Source organism: Rhodoglobus aureus (genome assembly GCF_039527955.1).
Classification (GTDB): domain Bacteria; phylum Actinomycetota; class Actinomycetes; order Actinomycetales; family Microbacteriaceae; genus Rhodoglobus; species Rhodoglobus aureus.
The window spans coordinates 1-15,597 of sequence record NZ_BAAAKW010000018.1 but is presented as its reverse complement, the minus strand read 5'-3'; the positions used below and the strand labels follow the sequence as shown (position 1 = coordinate 15,597).

General features: G+C 60.4%; 15 protein-coding genes. 11 read left to right on the top strand and 4 right to left on the bottom strand.

All coding sequences use genetic code 11. The features are described 5' to 3' along the window. Positions 1–86: 86 nt before the first annotated feature. The gene (locus ABD112_RS05335) at positions 87–1,088 is read left to right on the top strand and encodes a TerC family protein (RefSeq protein ID WP_425563799.1); all 1,002 of its coding nucleotides are present in this window, start codon (positions 87–89) and stop codon (positions 1,086–1,088) included. Positions 1,089–1,128: 40 nt separating this feature from the next. Here the strand turns inward: ABD112_RS05335 and ABD112_RS05330 are convergent, their stop codons facing one another. Then, complete coding sequence (locus ABD112_RS05330) at positions 1,129–2,214, bottom strand: Glu/Leu/Phe/Val dehydrogenase family protein (RefSeq protein ID WP_343923853.1); 1,086 nt, start codon at positions 2,212–2,214, stop codon at positions 1,129–1,131. A gap of 168 nt (positions 2,215–2,382) precedes the next feature. Between ABD112_RS05330 and leuC the strand changes: the two genes are divergently transcribed. The 6 genes from leuC to ABD112_RS05300 are packed head-to-tail and all read left to right on the top strand — an operon-like array spanning position 2,383 to position 8,735. Continuing rightward, entirely contained in the window at positions 2,383–3,843 is a 1,461-nt protein-coding gene (gene leuC / locus ABD112_RS05325) for a 3-isopropylmalate dehydratase large subunit (RefSeq protein WP_343923851.1), read from the top strand. Beyond that, positions 3,843–4,439 carry a 3-isopropylmalate dehydratase small subunit gene (gene leuD / locus ABD112_RS05320; RefSeq protein ID WP_343923849.1) on the top strand — a complete coding sequence of 199 codons (597 nt, stop codon included), beginning with the start codon at positions 3,843–3,845 and terminating at the stop codon, positions 4,437–4,439. Before leuC ends, leuD begins: the two co-directional genes overlap by 1 nt. Positions 4,440–4,447: 8 nt before the next feature. Next, on the top strand, positions 4,448–5,815 hold the full coding sequence (gene murA / locus ABD112_RS05315) for a UDP-N-acetylglucosamine 1-carboxyvinyltransferase (protein WP_343923878.1): 1,368 nt from the start codon (positions 4,448–4,450) through the stop codon (positions 5,813–5,815). 6 nt (positions 5,816–5,821) lie between these two features. After that, the gene (locus ABD112_RS05310; protein ID WP_343923846.1) at positions 5,822–6,592 is read left to right on the top strand and encodes a lysophospholipid acyltransferase family protein; all 771 of its coding nucleotides are present in this window, start codon (positions 5,822–5,824) and stop codon (positions 6,590–6,592) included. Continuing rightward, positions 6,579–7,613 carry an NAD(P)H-dependent glycerol-3-phosphate dehydrogenase gene (locus tag ABD112_RS05305; RefSeq protein ID WP_343923845.1) on the top strand — a complete coding sequence of 345 codons (1,035 nt, stop codon included), beginning with the start codon at positions 6,579–6,581 and terminating at the stop codon, positions 7,611–7,613. Before ABD112_RS05310 ends, ABD112_RS05305 begins: the two co-directional genes overlap by 14 nt. 3 nt (positions 7,614–7,616) lie before the next feature. Then, positions 7,617–8,735, top strand: a complete 1,119-nt coding sequence (locus ABD112_RS05300) for a D-alanine--D-alanine ligase family protein (protein WP_343923844.1) — start codon at positions 7,617–7,619, stop codon at positions 8,733–8,735. 57 nt (positions 8,736–8,792) lie between these two features. Here ABD112_RS05300 and ABD112_RS05295 read toward each other — a convergent pair whose 3' ends face one another. Then, entirely contained in the window at positions 8,793–9,335 is a 543-nt protein-coding gene (locus tag ABD112_RS05295) for a DUF3515 family protein (RefSeq protein WP_343923843.1), read from the bottom strand. A 23-nt stretch (positions 9,336–9,358) separates the two neighbouring features. Between ABD112_RS05295 and thiL the strand changes: the two genes are divergently transcribed. After that, on the top strand, positions 9,359–10,351 hold the full coding sequence (thiL, locus tag ABD112_RS05290) for a thiamine-phosphate kinase (RefSeq protein ID WP_343923841.1): 993 nt from the start codon (positions 9,359–9,361) through the stop codon (positions 10,349–10,351). Here thiL and rsmD read toward each other — a convergent pair. After that, positions 10,321–10,905: a 16S rRNA (guanine(966)-N(2))-methyltransferase RsmD gene (gene rsmD / locus ABD112_RS05285; RefSeq protein ID WP_343923839.1), complete on the bottom strand. Its 585-nt coding sequence runs from the start codon at positions 10,903–10,905 to the stop codon at positions 10,321–10,323. The two genes, thiL and rsmD, sit on opposite strands and share 31 nt — an antisense overlap. A gap of 116 nt (positions 10,906–11,021) precedes the next feature. Here rsmD and ABD112_RS05280 point away from each other — a divergent pair, with 116 nt between their 5' ends. The 3 genes from ABD112_RS05280 (at position 11,022) to fgd (ending at position 14,766) form a co-directional block, all read left to right on the top strand. Then, positions 11,022–13,136, top strand: coding sequence for an ATP-dependent DNA helicase RecG (locus tag ABD112_RS05280; protein ID WP_343923876.1), 2,115 nt, complete (start codon positions 11,022–11,024; stop codon positions 13,134–13,136). Positions 13,137–13,242: 106 nt separating this feature from the next. Further along, entirely contained in the window at positions 13,243–13,731 is a 489-nt protein-coding gene (coaD, locus tag ABD112_RS05275) for a pantetheine-phosphate adenylyltransferase (RefSeq protein ID WP_343923837.1), read from the top strand. Between the two features lie 18 nt (positions 13,732–13,749). Continuing rightward, complete coding sequence (gene fgd / locus ABD112_RS05270) at positions 13,750–14,766, top strand: glucose-6-phosphate dehydrogenase (coenzyme-F420) (protein ID WP_343923835.1); 1,017 nt, start codon at positions 13,750–13,752, stop codon at positions 14,764–14,766. A gap of 72 nt (positions 14,767–14,838) precedes the next feature. Here the strand turns inward: fgd and ABD112_RS05265 are convergent, their stop codons facing one another. Then, positions 14,839–15,117 (bottom strand): hypothetical protein, encoded by a 279-nt coding sequence (locus ABD112_RS05265; protein WP_343923833.1) that lies wholly within the window; start codon positions 15,115–15,117, stop codon positions 14,839–14,841. Positions 15,118–15,597: the final 480 nt, after the last annotated feature.

Here is a 15,597-nt window from a genome sequence, read left to right as displayed (position 1 = left end):
TCCGGGGCAGCGGCATCCATAAATCTCTTGGATGCGGGAGAGACTTTCGAGACCAGTCACGCCTCGAAACCCTTGAACGGATTCTCTTGACCACTTTGCCTATTTGGTTCGAAGTAACGTCCTTGACGGTTCTGCTGATTATTCTCACAGTCGACCTGATCATGGCGTACAAACGCCCGCACATTCCGAGCACTCGCGAATCAGCACTGTGGGTGGGCTTCTATGTGAGCCTCGCGCTGATCTTCGCCCTCATGATGTTCCTGCTCGGCGACGTTGAACAAGCCGGGCAATTCATCGCTGGTTGGGTAACCGAATACAGTCTCTCGATAGACAACCTGTTCGTCTTCGTGATCATTATGGGCCGCTTCTCGGTGCCGCGAAAGTACCAACAAGAGGTGCTGATGGTTGGCATCCTGATCGCACTCATACTGCGCGGAATCTTCATTCTGCTGGGTGCGCAACTGATCGAGAACTTCAGCTTCATCTTCTACATCTTCGGTGCGTTCCTGCTCTACACCGCCATTCGCCAGGTGTTCGAGAACCACGACAGCATGCAGGAGACCGAGAGCGGAATCATCCGCTTCCTGCGTAAACACATCAACATTTCGCCGACCTTTGACGGCGGCAAAGTGCGCACCGTGATCGATGGCAAGAAGGTCTTCACGCCGATCTTGGTTGTGTTCGTGGCTCTCGGCCTCACTGACCTCGTGTTCGCCATCGACTCGATACCGGCAATCTTCGGAATCACCACCGACCCGTTCATCGTGTTCACCGCAAACATCTTCGCCCTGATGGGGCTACGCCAGCTCTACTTCTTGCTCGGCGACCTCATCGACAAGCTCGAATACCTTCACTACGGCATCGCCTTCGTGCTCGGCTTCATTGGGGTGAAGCTGTTCTTCCACGCCCTACACATCAACGAACTCCCGTTCATCAACGGAGGAGAGAACGTGTTGTGGGCCCCTGAAATCAGCACCTGGGCGTCACTGATCGTGATCCTCGTATCAATGGCCATCTCGGTCGTAGCGAGCCTCGTCAAGATGAACCACGACAAGAAGCGCGAACTCGCGGACCTCTCCATCGGCTAAGAGGGCACTGCTGGCGCGCTGTCAGGCGCGAAACACCTGGCTAGGTTGCGACGAGTCGTGACTGAGCGAGACGCTCTGCAGCATCCAACGTCGTTATTCCTTGAGCGGCAGCATCACGAAAGATCGTGGCGACAGTGTCACCGATCGCTTCGACACGCTGGGCAATAGCTTCCGCATCCGCATCCGGTTCTGAGGCCATGTCGAGGTAGATCACGCCGCCACCGTTCACTACGAAATCTGGGGCCCAGAGAATGCCGCGCTCGGCGAGTGCCTCGGCACCATCGTGTTGGGCAAGCTGGTTGTTTGCTGCGCCAACAACACCACTGACGTTGAGCTCACGGATGACGCGGGGGCTGAGAGCGCCACCCATTCCGCAGGGAACGAAGATATCGGCAACCACACTGTGCGCCTCATCGGCATCGACCCAATTGGCGTCGAGTTCGGCGGCGAGGAGCTTGCGGTCGAGGTTCACATCGGTAACCGTGAGCACAGCGCCGGCGGCGGTAAGGGAGCGAGCGAGACGTCCGCCGACCTGGCCGAGGCCAGAAATGACGAGATGACGGCCGGCAACCTCGCGAGCACCAAACAGGGCCTCGCAGGTGGCAAGAATGCTCGCGTGCACGCCGGCGGCAGTAGCATCCGCAGGCTCACCGGCACCGCCCTGATCGGCGGGCAAGCCGCACACGTGCTCAGTGCGCTCCGCGACGACTGACATGAGTTCAGCACTTGTGCCGACGTCTTCGGCGGTCATGTATGCGCCGTTGAGGCTTTCGATAGCATCACCGAGGTCGAGCATCGCCTCGCGCTTTTGTTCTGCACTGAGAACCACTCCCATGGGGAGGTGAATGACCGACTTGCCGCCACCGCGGTTGAGCCCTGCGGCAGAGTTCTTGAGCGTCATCGCGGCAGAGAGTCGCAGGGAGTCGGCTACGGCATCCGTCCAGTGCGGATAGTTCCACATTCGCGCACCGCCGAGGGCTTGACCGAGGACGGTGGAGTGGACGGCAACGCTAATAACGAGGCCGGAACGTTTGCCCGTAGATACGAGTACGTTTTCGTGATTGAACTCAGCATTTTCGATAGCGGAGACGGGGGCTTCCAACGTCGTTGATGGTTGCGTAATCATGGAGTTCTCCTGCGTGTGGGCCTTGTGGGCAAAACAACAAATTGGCAAGTGGTGGTAGCGCAAGGGTGGTGCGCTGTGGTCAGCATACCGCCGACTCATACAGAAGTAGACTAGAGAGATTGAGCCGCGCAATTTGCGGTGCGATCGTTGATCTGAAAGAGGTGCGCTATGGGCAAGACCCTGGCAGAGAAAGTGTGGGATGACCATCTGGTCGTCAAGGGTGCTGACGGCACCCCCGACCTGATCTACATCGACCTTCACCTTGTGCACGAAGTCACGAGCCCTCAAGCATTCGATGGACTTCGGATGGCCGGCCGCCCGGTTCGCCGCCCCGATCTCACCATCGCCACCGAAGACCACAACACCCCGACGCTCGCGATCCACAAACCGATCGCCGACCTCACGAGTCGCACCCAGATCGAGACTCTGCGCAAGAACGCTAAAGAGTTCGGTGTGCGCCTGCACTCGCTCGGTGACATCGAGCAGGGCATCGTGCACATCATTGGGCCGCAGCTTGGTCTCACCATGCCCGGCATCACCGTGGTCTGTGGCGACTCACACACGAGCACCCACGGCGCCTTCGGAGCGATCGCGTTCGGCATCGGCACGAGCGAAGTCGAGCACGTTCTCGCCACCCAGACCTTGCCGCTCAAAGCGTTCAAAACAATGGCGATCACTGTCGAAGGTGAGTTGCGCCCCGGGGTCACCTCAAAAGACATCATCCTTGCCGTCATTGCGCAGATCGGAACCGGTGGTGGCCAAGGCTACGTTCTCGAATTCCGCGGCAGCGCCATCCGGGCCCTCTCTATGGAGGGGCGCATGACAATCTGCAACATGTCGATTGAGGCTGGCGCCCGAGCAGGCATGATCGCGCCGGACCAGATCACCTTCGACTACCTTCAGGGTCGCCCACACGCACCCGTAGGTTCCGACTGGGATGCCGCCGTCGAATACTGGAACACGCTCGCCACCGATGACGATGCCGTGTTCGATGCCGAAGTTTTCCTCGACGCCAACATGCTCGAGCCCTTCGTCACCTGGGGCACCAACCCCGGCCAGGGCGTCTCGCTCAGCCAAAACGTGCCCGTTCCTGCCGACATCAGCGACCCCAACGAGCGCATCTCCGCCGAGCGAGCCATTGAATACATGGCGCTCGACGCAGGCATGCCCATGAAAGACATCCGTGTGGATGCCGTCTTTATGGGGTCATGCACCAACAGCCGTATCGAAGATTTGCGTGCATTCGCGTCAATTATTCAGGGCCGCAAGAAGTCTGACCACGTTCGCGTCATGGTCGTGCCCGGATCTGCGCGCGTACGCATCGAGGCAGAAGCCGAAGGCATCGACAAGATTGTTGAAGAGTTCGGTGCAGAGTGGCGCTTCGCCGGCTGCTCGATGTGTCTCGGTATGAACCCCGACCAGCTGGCTCCGGGGGAGCGTTGCGCCTCAACAAGCAACCGTAACTTTGAAGGTCGCCAAGGTAAGGGAGGCCGCACCCATCTGGTGTCGCCGCTCGTTGCCGCCGCCACTGCCATCCGCGGAACGTTGTCGAGCCCCTGGGATCTAGAAAACAGCCCGCTACCCGAACAGCTTGTTTCGACCAGCAACACCGCAGAGGAGTCCCGCTAATGGATAAAGTAACCACCGTCAGCGGAATCGCTGTTCCGCTCAAGCGCAGCAATGTCGACACCGACCAGATCATTCCCGCCGAGTTCCTCAAGCGAGTAACAAAAACCGGATTCGAAGATGCGCTGTTCTTCGCCTGGCGCCAAGACCCCGACTTCGTTCTCAATCGCGAACCATTCACCCAGGGCAAGATCCTGGTCACTGGCCCCGACTTCGGCACCGGCTCAAGCCGTGAGCACGCTGTGTGGGCGCTGCGCGATTACGGCTTCCGAGCGGTACTCAGTTCGCGCTTTGGCGACATCTTTCGCGGCAACTCCGGAAAGCAGGGCCTACTCGCGGCCCAACTGACCGAAGAAGAGATCGAAACCATCTGGGCGCTTATTGACGCAGACCCCGGACTTGAGGTGACAGTCGATCTCGAATCTCGCACCGTAACCGCAGGTTCGACACAGTTCACTTTCGAGATTGATGATTACACTAGGTGGCGTTTGCTCGAAGGGCTCGATGACATCGGCCTCACTCTAAGAAACGAAACAGATATCACGGAGTTCGAAAGCCGCCGAGAATCATGGCGACCCAAGACTTTGCCAGCGAAGTAGAGGTAACGATGAATCCATTGGCTCAGGACGCTACGGCGGCTGCCAAGCGAACCGGTTTGCTTTCTAACCAGATCATTATTAAGGGTGGAAAGCCACTTCGTGGACGCATTAACGTTCGCGGAGCCAAAAATCTCGCCACAAAAGCGATGGTTGCTGCCCTGCTCGCAGATACTCCCAGCATTCTCAAAGATGTTCCGGCGATTAGTGACGTTCGTGTCGTTACCGGAATGCTCGAAGCGTATGGGGTCACCGTCACGGAGACCGGCGACGGCGAGCTGACGCTTGATCCCAAGAACGTACTCAAGGCGCACTTCGCCAAGATCGACGCCCTTGCCGGCTCAAGCCGCATCCCGATCTTGTTCTGCGGCCCACTGCTGCACCGCCTCGGCGAAGCGCTCATCCCTGACCTCGGTGGTTGCCGCATCGGCGACCGCCCCATTGACTTCCACTTGAATGCACTGCGTGCGTTCGGCGCAGTCGTCGACAAAAGCTACGAAGGCATTCGCCTCACAGCTCCCGATGGCCTGCACGGTGCTGACATTGACCTGCCGTACCCCAGCGTCGGAGCCACCGAACAGGTACTGCTCACCGCTGTACTCGCCAAGGGTGTGACTGAACTCAAGGGTGCGGCAATTGAGCCCGAGATCATGGATCTCATCGCAATCCTGCAAAAAATGGGCGCCATCATCAATGTCGAGCCCAACCGCGTGATCTTCATTGAGGGCGTGGAGAAGCTCAGCGGCTACAACCACCGTGCGCTCTTTGACCGCAACGAAGCCGCAAGCTGGGCATCCGCAGCTCTCGCAACCGGTGGCGACATCTTTGTTGAGGGCGCTAAACAGCAAGAGCTGATGAACTTCTTGAACATCTTCCGCAAGGTCGGGGGAGCGTTCGATGTTGCTGAAGACGGCATCCGTTTCTGGCACCCTGGTGGAGCGCTCAAGCCTGTAGTCGTTGAAACCGATGTGCACCCTGGCTTCATGACCGACTGGCAGCAGCCGTTGATTGTTGCTCTCACGCAGGCCGAGGGGCGTTCGGTCGTGCATGAGACGGTGTACGAGAACCGCTTGGGCTTCACCTCAGCACTCATTGAGATGGGTGCCAACATTGAGGTGTTTGAAGAGGGGCTCGAGTCGGTCAGCCGACGTGTTCCTCGTCGCCCGCTCGAGCAAGCAGCCGTGATCATTGGTCCGACACCTCTTCACGGTGCCGACGTTGAGATCCCCGACCTGCGTGGTGGTTTCAGCCACCTCATCGCCGCGTTGACCGCAGAAGGTCAATCTACGGTGAGCAACATTGGCATTATCGCGCGAGGCTATGAGCACTTCGTCGACAAACTTGAATCGCTCGGTGCCGACTTCATCTACGAGGGATAGCCGCTGGTGTCGTCAACTCCCCAGCGACCGGCGCGCGTGAAGTCTGAGAAGACGGCAGTATTCCGAGTACTCGCGTTCCTGCTTTTGCCCGCCATGACGCTGTTGTCGAAGTACAAGCTTCACGACGCACACAACGTGCCAGCGCGGGGCGCCTTCGTGCTCTCGCCCAATCACTACAGCAACATTGATCCGATAGTGATCGGTGTTGGCATGTGGAAAATTGGGCGGATGCCGCGCTACATGGCCAAGGCGTCGCTGTTCACCGTTCCTCTACTCGGTTGGTTGCTGACGAAATCAGGACAAGTGCCCGTTCAGCGTGCGTCTCGCAGCCGCGAGGGCGGCGATCCGATGAAAGCCGTCCGTCAGATTGCAAACCAGGGGCTCGCCGTTGTGGTTTATCCCGAAGGTTCGCTCACACGCGAGCCCGACATGTGGCCAATGCGCGGTAAGAACGGCGCTGTTCGCACCGCGCTAGAGGCCGGCATCCCGCTCATCCCTGCAGCAAGCTGGGGGGCGCAAGAAATCCTCCCGCGATACTCAAAACGGATTAGTATTTTTCCTCGCAAGACTGTTCACATTCGTTTTGGTGAACCAGTAGATTTGTCGCAGTTCGAGGGCAGACATTTGGATTCGCGAGTGCTTGCCGAAGCTACGGAGAAGCTCATGACCGCAATTACTGAACTGCTCGAAGAGCTTCGAGGCGAAACCGCCCCGAAGGTGCGCTACAACCCGGCCGACCACGGCCAGAGCGAGGTTGGCCGTTTTGAGCAACGTTGACGTCGACCCTGACCACGCACCTGCCCGCAGAGTTGCGGTGCTCGGTGCCGGCTCCTGGGGCACAACATTTTCTAAGATTCTTGCGGATGGCGGCAACGACGTAGCGCTGTGGGCCAGACGCCCGGAGCTTGCTCGCGAGATTTCTCAGTCCAAGCGCAACAGCGACTACCTGCCAGGAATAAACCTGCCGCGTTCCCTCTGGGCCAGCGACAAGCTGCATGAAGTGCTTGAGGGAGCAGAGCAGGTTTACCTCTCTGTGCCCAGTCAGGCGCTGCGTGAAAACCTGCGTATCGTTCGCGAACTGATTCCCGAAGATGCGCTCATCGTCTCGCTCATGAAGGGTGTCGAAAAGGGCACCGGGGCGCGCATGAGTGAAGTTATCTTGCAAGAGCTGGGGGTCGACCCAAGCCGCGTTGCCGTGGCATCCGGTCCAAACCTTGCCCTAGAAATTGCTAAAGAGCAGCCAACGGCTGCGGTGATGAGCAGCGCGAGTCTCGAAACCGCGACCACCGTGGCGGTGACCGCGCGCAACCGTTACTTCCGTTCCTTTGTGAACACGGATGTCATCGGCACTGAATTTGGCGGAGTGTTGAAGAACCTCATTGCGGTTGCTATCGGCATCGTCGATGGCGTGGGCTACGGCGAGAACACCAAAGCCTCGATCATCACCCGTGGGCTCGCCGAAATGACCGACTTCTCGGTTGCCTTCGGTGCGCGAGCTGAGACTCTGGCTGGCCTCGCCGGGCTCGGTGACCTCATCGCGACCTGCGAATCATCGCTCTCACGCAACAACACCGCTGGCCGCCTACTCGGTCAGGGCTACAGCTTCTCTGAGGTCATCAAGCAGATGAATCAGACTGCGGAGGGGCTCTCTTCTGTTGCGCCGATTCTTGAACTGGCGCTCTCGAAGGGTGTCGACATGCCCATCGTGAGCCAGGTTGCTGAGGTCTTGGCGGGTACGCTCGCCCCGCGGGATATTGCTCCGCATCTGACAACTGACGATCTTCCTCAGGGGGAGTAAACGATGACGGACCAGCCCACAACAACGGCCAAGTCCACGTTGAGGGTAGTACTGCTGTTCGGTGGCCGTTCTTCGGAACACAGCATTAGCTGTGCCACCGCTGGCGGCGTGCTCTCGGCAATAGATCGAACCAAGTACACGGTCATTCCTGTGGGAATCACGCGCGACGGTGCGTTCACTCTGCAGCCCGATGATGCCGACATGTTCACGCTGAATCCGGATGCGATGCCCGAAGTTGTCGACAACGGCACGCGAGTTCACTGGCCCGAATCTTCGCTTTCGCGAGAGTTGACGGTCACGAATGCCGACGGCACCACCCGCAGTCTCGGAGATGCTGATGTGGTGTTTCCCATCTTGCACGGCCCGTTTGGCGAAGATGGCACGATTCAGGGACTCATCGAGCTCACCGGGCTGCCTTATGTTGGCAACGGTGTACTTGCCTCCGCGATGGGCATGAACAAGCATTTCACTAAGCTCGCGCTCGAAGCCGCGGGTGTTGCCGTCGCCCCCTGGGTAAAGGTCGCAGCGACACAGTGGCAGCGCGAACCTGCCGTCTGGCGCCAGCGTGCGTCGAGCCTCGGCTTCCCCGCATTTGTGAAGCCTGCGCGTGCCGGATCATCGGTGGGCGTGACAAAAGTGAACGGCCCTGATGAGCTCGATGCCGCATTTGCGACTGCCTTCGCGGAAGACTCAACGGCTCTCGTCGAGCAGGCAATGACGGGCCGCGAGATCGAATGTGGCGTGCTCTCTGGGCGTGACGGCACCGAAACTCGGGTGAGTGTTGCCGGCGAAATCGTGGTTACTGGCCGCGATTTCTACGATTTCGAAGCTAAGTACCTTGACGTTTCCGCTGCCCAGTTGATCTGCCCAGCATCACTGCACGACGGTGAACTGTGGCAGATGCAACGCACGGCCGCCCGCGCATTCGACGCAATTGGTGGTGCAGGGCTTGCCCGTGTCGACTTCTTCTTCGATGGCACCGAGTTCGTTGTCAACGAAATCAACACGTTGCCCGGCTTCACCCCCATTTCGATGTTCCCCAAATGTTGGGCGGCGAGCGGAATGAGCTACCCCGAACTCATCGACGAGCTTATTGAGCTGGGGCTCGAAACCGTTCGCTAGAAAGCAGTAACTAACGGCTAGTAGCTAGCGCTTTCGACTTTCACCACCGGCATCCGCCTACTCAGTATCTGCTTCAGAACCCTCATCGGGAGTCGTCGTGTCTGACAGCGCCACGCAGAAGCGCTCGGGCACGATCTGGCTCACAGCGCCAGCAAGCTCGACCAAAGCATCAAATCCAGACACCTCATCGCCGTCGACATCGGGGTCGCCGTTACTGTCGATGATGATCTGCACGGCGGGATCTCGGCCATAGGTCGTGAAAACATAGTTGGGCGCATCGCTATCGTCGCGCAGCCAATCGATGCCATTCTCGGGTGCCGTGACGCACGCTAATGAGGCGGTCGGATTGGGCACTGCTACTCCGCACCGCAGGAGCACGTTGGCGGGTTCTCCCCACGCTCCAGTGCCCTGCGCGTTGGTTTCGCGCATATCGAGCCCGGCAACGGTGTCTGGCAGGCGCACGATGACCTCGGCGCAGGTGGGGTTCGCTGCATCATCGGCGGGTTCGAGAGCAACAATCGGCGCGCATCCGGCCAGCATGGCAAGCAACGGAACCACTGCGAGCATGGCCAAAACGGGGGTGCGGGTCGTCGATCTCATCCGCTTCAGGCTACCGTGAGATTATGAAGAATGACCGCGAGGGCGACCACCATGACACACTCGGCGCGGTCGGAGAGTTGGACGCCCTCAAGCGCATCTTTCCGCGACTTCCTTCCGCCGCAGCAGAACTGATCGGCCCGGGGGACGACGCCGCAGTGCTTGCCGCACCAGACAAGCGCATGGTCATCACCACAGACATGATGATTCACGGCCCCGACTTCAGGCTCGCCTGGTCAAGCCCGTACGATCTCGGCTGGAAAGCTGCAGCGACGAACCTTTCGGATGTCGCCGCAATGGGTGCGGTGCCTACCGGACTTGTTGTGGCGATTGCAGCCCCTAATGACACCCCCGTATCCTCGCTCGAAGCACTCGCCGACGGACTGCGCGAAAGCTGCGAAGCGCTCGCTCCCGGCAGCGGCGTCATCGGTGGCGACCTCTCGGTTTCGACCGTGCTCACGATTGTCGTCACCGCGTTCGGTGACCTTGAGGGCCGCGAGCCCATACTGCGTTCGGGTGCGAAAGCTGGCGACGTGATTGCTGTTTCCGGCACGCTCGGTCTCGCCGCCGAAGGCCTTCGCCTGCTGTTTGACGAGGGAGTGGTTGATGGGGAACCGGATGCCACCGCCGCCGCAGTCGTCGCTGCACGACATCCCGATGCTATCGCGGCCCAACTCAGGCCAGCGCCTCCGATCGCGGACGGCAAGGCAGCGTCGCTGGCCGGAGCCACAGCCATGCTCGACCTCAGCGATGGGCTCGCTATTGATGCCCGGCGCATTGCTACCGCCAGTGGTGTTGGGCTTGACCTGTCGTCCGAAGCAGTGGGCGGTCGGGTGCAACTTGACGGTGGCGAAGACCATTCGCTGCTGGCGACGTTCCCTGAATCTGTGACGTTGCCGGCGGGATTCCGGGCCATCGGTCGCGTCGTCGTTGGCAAAGGCCTTCTCGTTGATGGTCTTGCGTATAACGAGCGCGGCGGTTGGGATCCCTATGCCGGCTGGGATGGCGCTGCGGGCTGAACCCAGTAGAGCGAGGTGTCGCCGTAGTCTTTGCGGCGGTCGAGCTCGAGGCCGGCGGGCCACACGGGCTCGGGGTCACGAGAGCTGCGTTCCACAACTACAAGGGCGTCGGGGCTCAACTGTGTCGAAAGCAGTTGGAGCGCCACGAGAAGCTCTTCGTTGCCGAGTTCATAGGGCGGGTCGATGAAGACGAGATCCCACTGATCGCCGGATGTTTCTAAAAAGGTATTCACGGCGCGTGCGGCCGTCAGAATGATCGGCTTTGATCCGCGCGGAGCTTTCGCAGCGATGAGAGCGGCGTTCTTGCGGCACGCATCGGCAGCGCGAGCGTTCTTCTCAACCAGGGTGACGTGTGGTGCACCGCGGGATGCCGACTCGAGACCGAGTGCGCCTGTTCCGGCGTAGAGGTCGAGCACACGGGAGCCGTCGATGGCATCTCGCGCTTCGAGCGCGGAGAAGATCGCCTCGCGCAGGCGATCGCTCGTGGGGCGAGTGCCGGCGCTCGGTACGGCGATGGTGAGGGAGCCGGCATATCCGGCGATGATGCGTGTCATAGCGTGTCGAGCCTAGCCCGGGTGAGCGCGACGGTGGCCAACGGTACTCTTTTAGAGTGACCTCGCCCCTCGACCACAAGCTCAGTGCCGTGTTGGGCGGGCGCACCGCTACCTCGATGCAGCGCGGGCTCGGCCTGATCACTGTTGGCGATCTCATGACCCACTATCCGCGACGCTACGCGAGGCGGGGCGAGCTGACCGCTCTGGCCCAATTGCCGCTGGATGAGGCAGTCACGATCGTGGCCGAAGTGCGCGAGGTGCGCAACCGCCCGATGCGCAACAAGCGTGGCTCAATTCTTGAGGTGTCGATTAGCGACGGCACCGGCATCCTGACCCTGACGTTCTTCAATCAGGCGTGGCGTGCCAATGAACTATCGCCGGGCGTGCGGGGAATCTTTGCGGGCAAGGTCGGGCAGTATCGCGGCACCCGCCAGCTTGCCCACCCTGACTACGAGCTGTTCGACCGCGATGCTCTTGAGTTGAAGAAGCCTGAGCAGGCGAAGGCATGGGCAGAGCAGCCCATTCCGATCTACCCGGCGACCTCGACGGTCGCGAGCTGGCAGATTCAGAAAGCGGTCGAGGTCGTGCTCGACACTCTGGGTCCGCTCGATGACCCGGTTCCGGATGCCGTACGTCGCGAACGCGAACTGCTTCCGTTTGCGAAAGCGCTTGAGCTTGTGCACCGCCCCAAGGTTGATTCCGGGTGGCGGGCTGCTCGTGATGCCCTGCGTTTTCAGGAGGCATTCGTTTTGCAGTCGGCGCTGTTGCAGCAGCGCCAGAAGCAGCGAGAGTCTGAGGCGATTGCCCGCACAGCGGGGCCGCTGTTGGAAGGGTTCGATGCGGCATTGCCGTTCGTGCTCACGGGCGACCAGCAGACGGTCGGCGAGCAGATCTTTCACGATATGGCTGAACCGGTTCCGATGAACCGTCTCGTGCAGGGTGAGGTGGGTTCTGGTAAGACTCTTGTGGCGTTGAGGGCAATGCTTGCTGTCGCCCAGTCGGGTGGTCAGTCCGCCTTGCTCGCGCCAACTGAGGTGCTGGCTCATCAGCATTTCCGGTCGATCGTGCGCACGCTTGGCCCCGATCTGGCAGCCGAATTGCGACCAACCCTCATCACGGGTCAGTTGCCAACTGCCGAGCGCAAGAAGGCCATGCTGGCAACGATCTCGGGTTCCTCTCGCATCGTCATCGGCACTCACGCTCTGTTGGGCGATGCCGTGAGTTTCATCGACCTGGGGCTTGTTGTCGTGGATGAACAGCACAGGTTCGGCGTTGACCAGCGTGAGGCGCTGCGCCTCAAGGGCTCCAAGCCGCCGCACGTTCTGGTGCTCACGGCAACGCCGATCCCGCGCACTGTCGCCATGACGGTGTTCGGCGACCTCGACATCTCCTCGATTGCCGAACTTCCTGCCGGTCGTCAACCCATCAGCAGTCACGTCGTCCCTCTCGCTGAGAAGCCGGGCTGGGTGTCGCGTGTTTGGCAGCGTCTAGCCGAAGAGCTGGCGATCGGTCGTCAAGGCTTCGTGGTGTGCCCCGCGATCGATGCGAAAACTGAAGAACCCGGCAGTGAACCCGCGCCGGCAGCGTCCGATGATCCGGATGCCGGACCGCCGCGGCCCATAGCGAACGTCACCGAGGTGCTGGCATCGCTGCGCAGCAATGACGTGCTCGCGGGCAAACGCATCGAGGCGCTGCACGGCAAGCTTTCGAGCGATGAGAAAGATGAGCTCATGCGAGCATTCGCCGAGGGCGGCATCGATGTTCTGGTGGCGACGACCGTGATCGAAGTAGGCGTAGACGTGCCAAACGCCTCTGTGATGGTCGTGCTCGACGCTGACCGCTTCGGGGTTTCCCAATTACACCAATTGCGCGGCCGCGTCGGTCGTGGTGGCGTTCCTGGCTTGTGCCTGTTCGTGACGGCTGCAGAGGGGGAGTCGTTGGCTCGCGAACGCGTTGAGGCCGTGGCATCCACTCTCGACGGCTTTGAACTGGCCAACAAAGACCTTGAGCTTCGTCGTGAAGGTGACGTGCTCGGTGGAGTGCAGTCCGGAGGGCGTTCGAGTCTCAAGCTTTTGCGGGTGGCCAACGATGGACAACTCATTACCGAAGCCCGCGAGGCGGCACAGGCGGTACTGGCTGATGATCCGACGCTGGCCGAGCATCCGGCGCTCGCCGAAGCACTCAAGCGCCGACTCGATGAGAGCGCTGAAGCGTTCCTTGGCAAGAACTAGTTGGCGGTGGCGAGCCGCCGCTAGCCCACCGCAGTGTGTTGCGTGAAATTTCCTCGCACAGCGAACTCCCACGCGGTGATCAGCACTCAGCCACTATCGTTGAGGCATGAGTCGGATCGCTGTTGTTCCTGGGTCGTTTGACCCTGTCACCCTGGGCCACCTGGATGTGATTGAGCGGGCAGCAAAAACATTTGACGAAGTGCACGTTGTCGTTGTGCACAACCCCGGCAAAACGGCGCTTCTTCCCATCGCGCAGCGCGTCTCGCTCATTGAGCAGTCGGTGGCTGACGCTCGACTGGCAGGCAATATCCGTGTCACGAGCTGGAGCATGGGGTTGCTCGTCGACTACTGCACCGAGATCGGTGCGACCGTGATCGTGAAGGGCATCCGTTCTCAAGTTGATGTCGCCTACGAAACGCCCATGGCTATCGTGAACCGCGATCTTGCCGCGGTCGAAACCATTTTTATGCTGCCGAATCCGGCCCACGCTTACGTATCGAGTTCCCTTGTACGCCAGGTGGCAACTCTCGGTGGCGACGTTGCGCCGTACGTTCCACGTTCAGTTTCTGATTTCCTGCAAGCGCCTCGCGAGTAGAAACGGCACAATGGGTCTATGACTCTTACTCTCGGATACAAAGCATCAGCCGAACAGTTCGCCCCGCGTGAGCTCGTAGAGATTGCGGTCGCGGCCGAAGCCCACGGCATGGAGAGCGTTGCCGTCAGTGATCACTTTCAGCCGTGGCGTCACGAGGGTGGCCATGCGCCGTTCTCGCTCGCCTGGATGGCGGCAGTGGGGGAGCGCACGAGCACAATTCGTATTGGCACGAGCGTGATGACTCCGACGTTCCGTTACAACCCTGCCGTTCTCGCGCAGGCTTTCGCCACCATGGGTTGCTTGTACCCGGGGCGCATCATGCTCGGTGTTGGCACCGGTGAAGCGCTCAACGAGATTGCTACCGGATTTCGTGGCGCTGGTGAGCAGGACTGGCCAGAGTTCAAGGAACGCTTTGCTCGGCTGCGCGAATCGGTGCGTCTGATGCGTGCGCTCTGGACTGACGATCGAGTTTCGTTTGAGGGGGAGTACTACTCCACTCACGAGGCGAGCATTTATGACCGCCCCGATCAGCCCATCCCCATTTATATTGCTGCGGGCGGCCCGACGGTAGCACGCTACGCAGGCCGTGCTGGCGATGGTTTCATTTGCACGTCGGGCAAGGGCATGGAGCTCTACAACGACGCGCTCATCCCTGGGGTCAAGGAGGGTGCTGCTAAGGCTGACCGCAAGTTCGAGGACATCGACCGGATGATCGAAATCAAGCTTTCCTACGACACCGATGCCGACCTCGCGCTCGAGAACACGCGTTTCTGGGCGCCACTCGCTCTCTCCAAGGAGCAGAAGCACGACATCACTGATCCGATTGAGATGGAGCGCGCTGCGGATGCTCTGCCGATCGAGCAGATCGCGTCACGCTGGATCGTCGGCAATGATCCAGACAAGATTGTTGAAGAGATTCGCCAGTATGTGGATGCCGGCCTCAACCACCTGGTGTTCCATGCGCCCGGCGGAGACCAGCGTCGCTTCCTCGAGCTATTCGAGCGCGACATTGCGCCGAGGTTGCGGGCACTGTAGCTCGGCATTTAGTGCCGACTTAACGCGGTCGACCGCCGCCGACGAGGTCGGCGACGGTCGATTCTGTGGAGCTCATCGGATGATGAAGCGCGGATAGTTCTGCTCCTCGCGTGCTCTGGCCTGAGCCAAACGTTCGCGGGCCAGCTGATGTTCAGCCCGAGCGGCAACCGAGAGGCTGGAGCGCGGGTGCCGAGGGCGCCTGCTCCACGTGATCAGCGCGACACCGAGGTGCAGCGCGATTCGGTCGATTACTCCGACTCGACGCACAACTCGTTGCTGTTGTTTGTCGTCGACTGGATGTTGAGGTTGGCGGTACCGACGACCGGGTTCGGTCGTCACGGTGTCGTTCATGTGTCTTCTCTTTCACTAATGGGGTGCAGCGTGCGGACGCACTAAAGCGCGCCCATGAGAGCGCGCGATCGCGCGCTCGGTTGCGAGGTGGGTTACCCGAAGATGCGCGACACGGGTGCCGAACGGGCCGCAGAATCGTGTGCGGCCGGTGCACGCCAAAACGTGCACGCTCGTGTGTGTCGAGCCGGGCGTGCTCCGTGAGCGCCGCCACCGTCAGAACCGGTTGGCGGGAATCGCGAACCAGTTAGGCGGAGAGGGTGCCGACGGAGCCGGCGGTAGTCGGAATCATTCCGATTGTTGAAATAAACATGCGAGGCTCCTTTCGATTGTTGGCGTTTGCTCAGTGTAGAACTACCGCTGTCTCAGAAACAAGCGTCCGCGTTGACTCATAGAAAATGCGCGCGTGGCAGGTATCGAGGAATCATTTGAGAATGCGCGCGTAGCGGTGTGTCTGCCGGTGCTGGTGAACGGGTGTCGGTA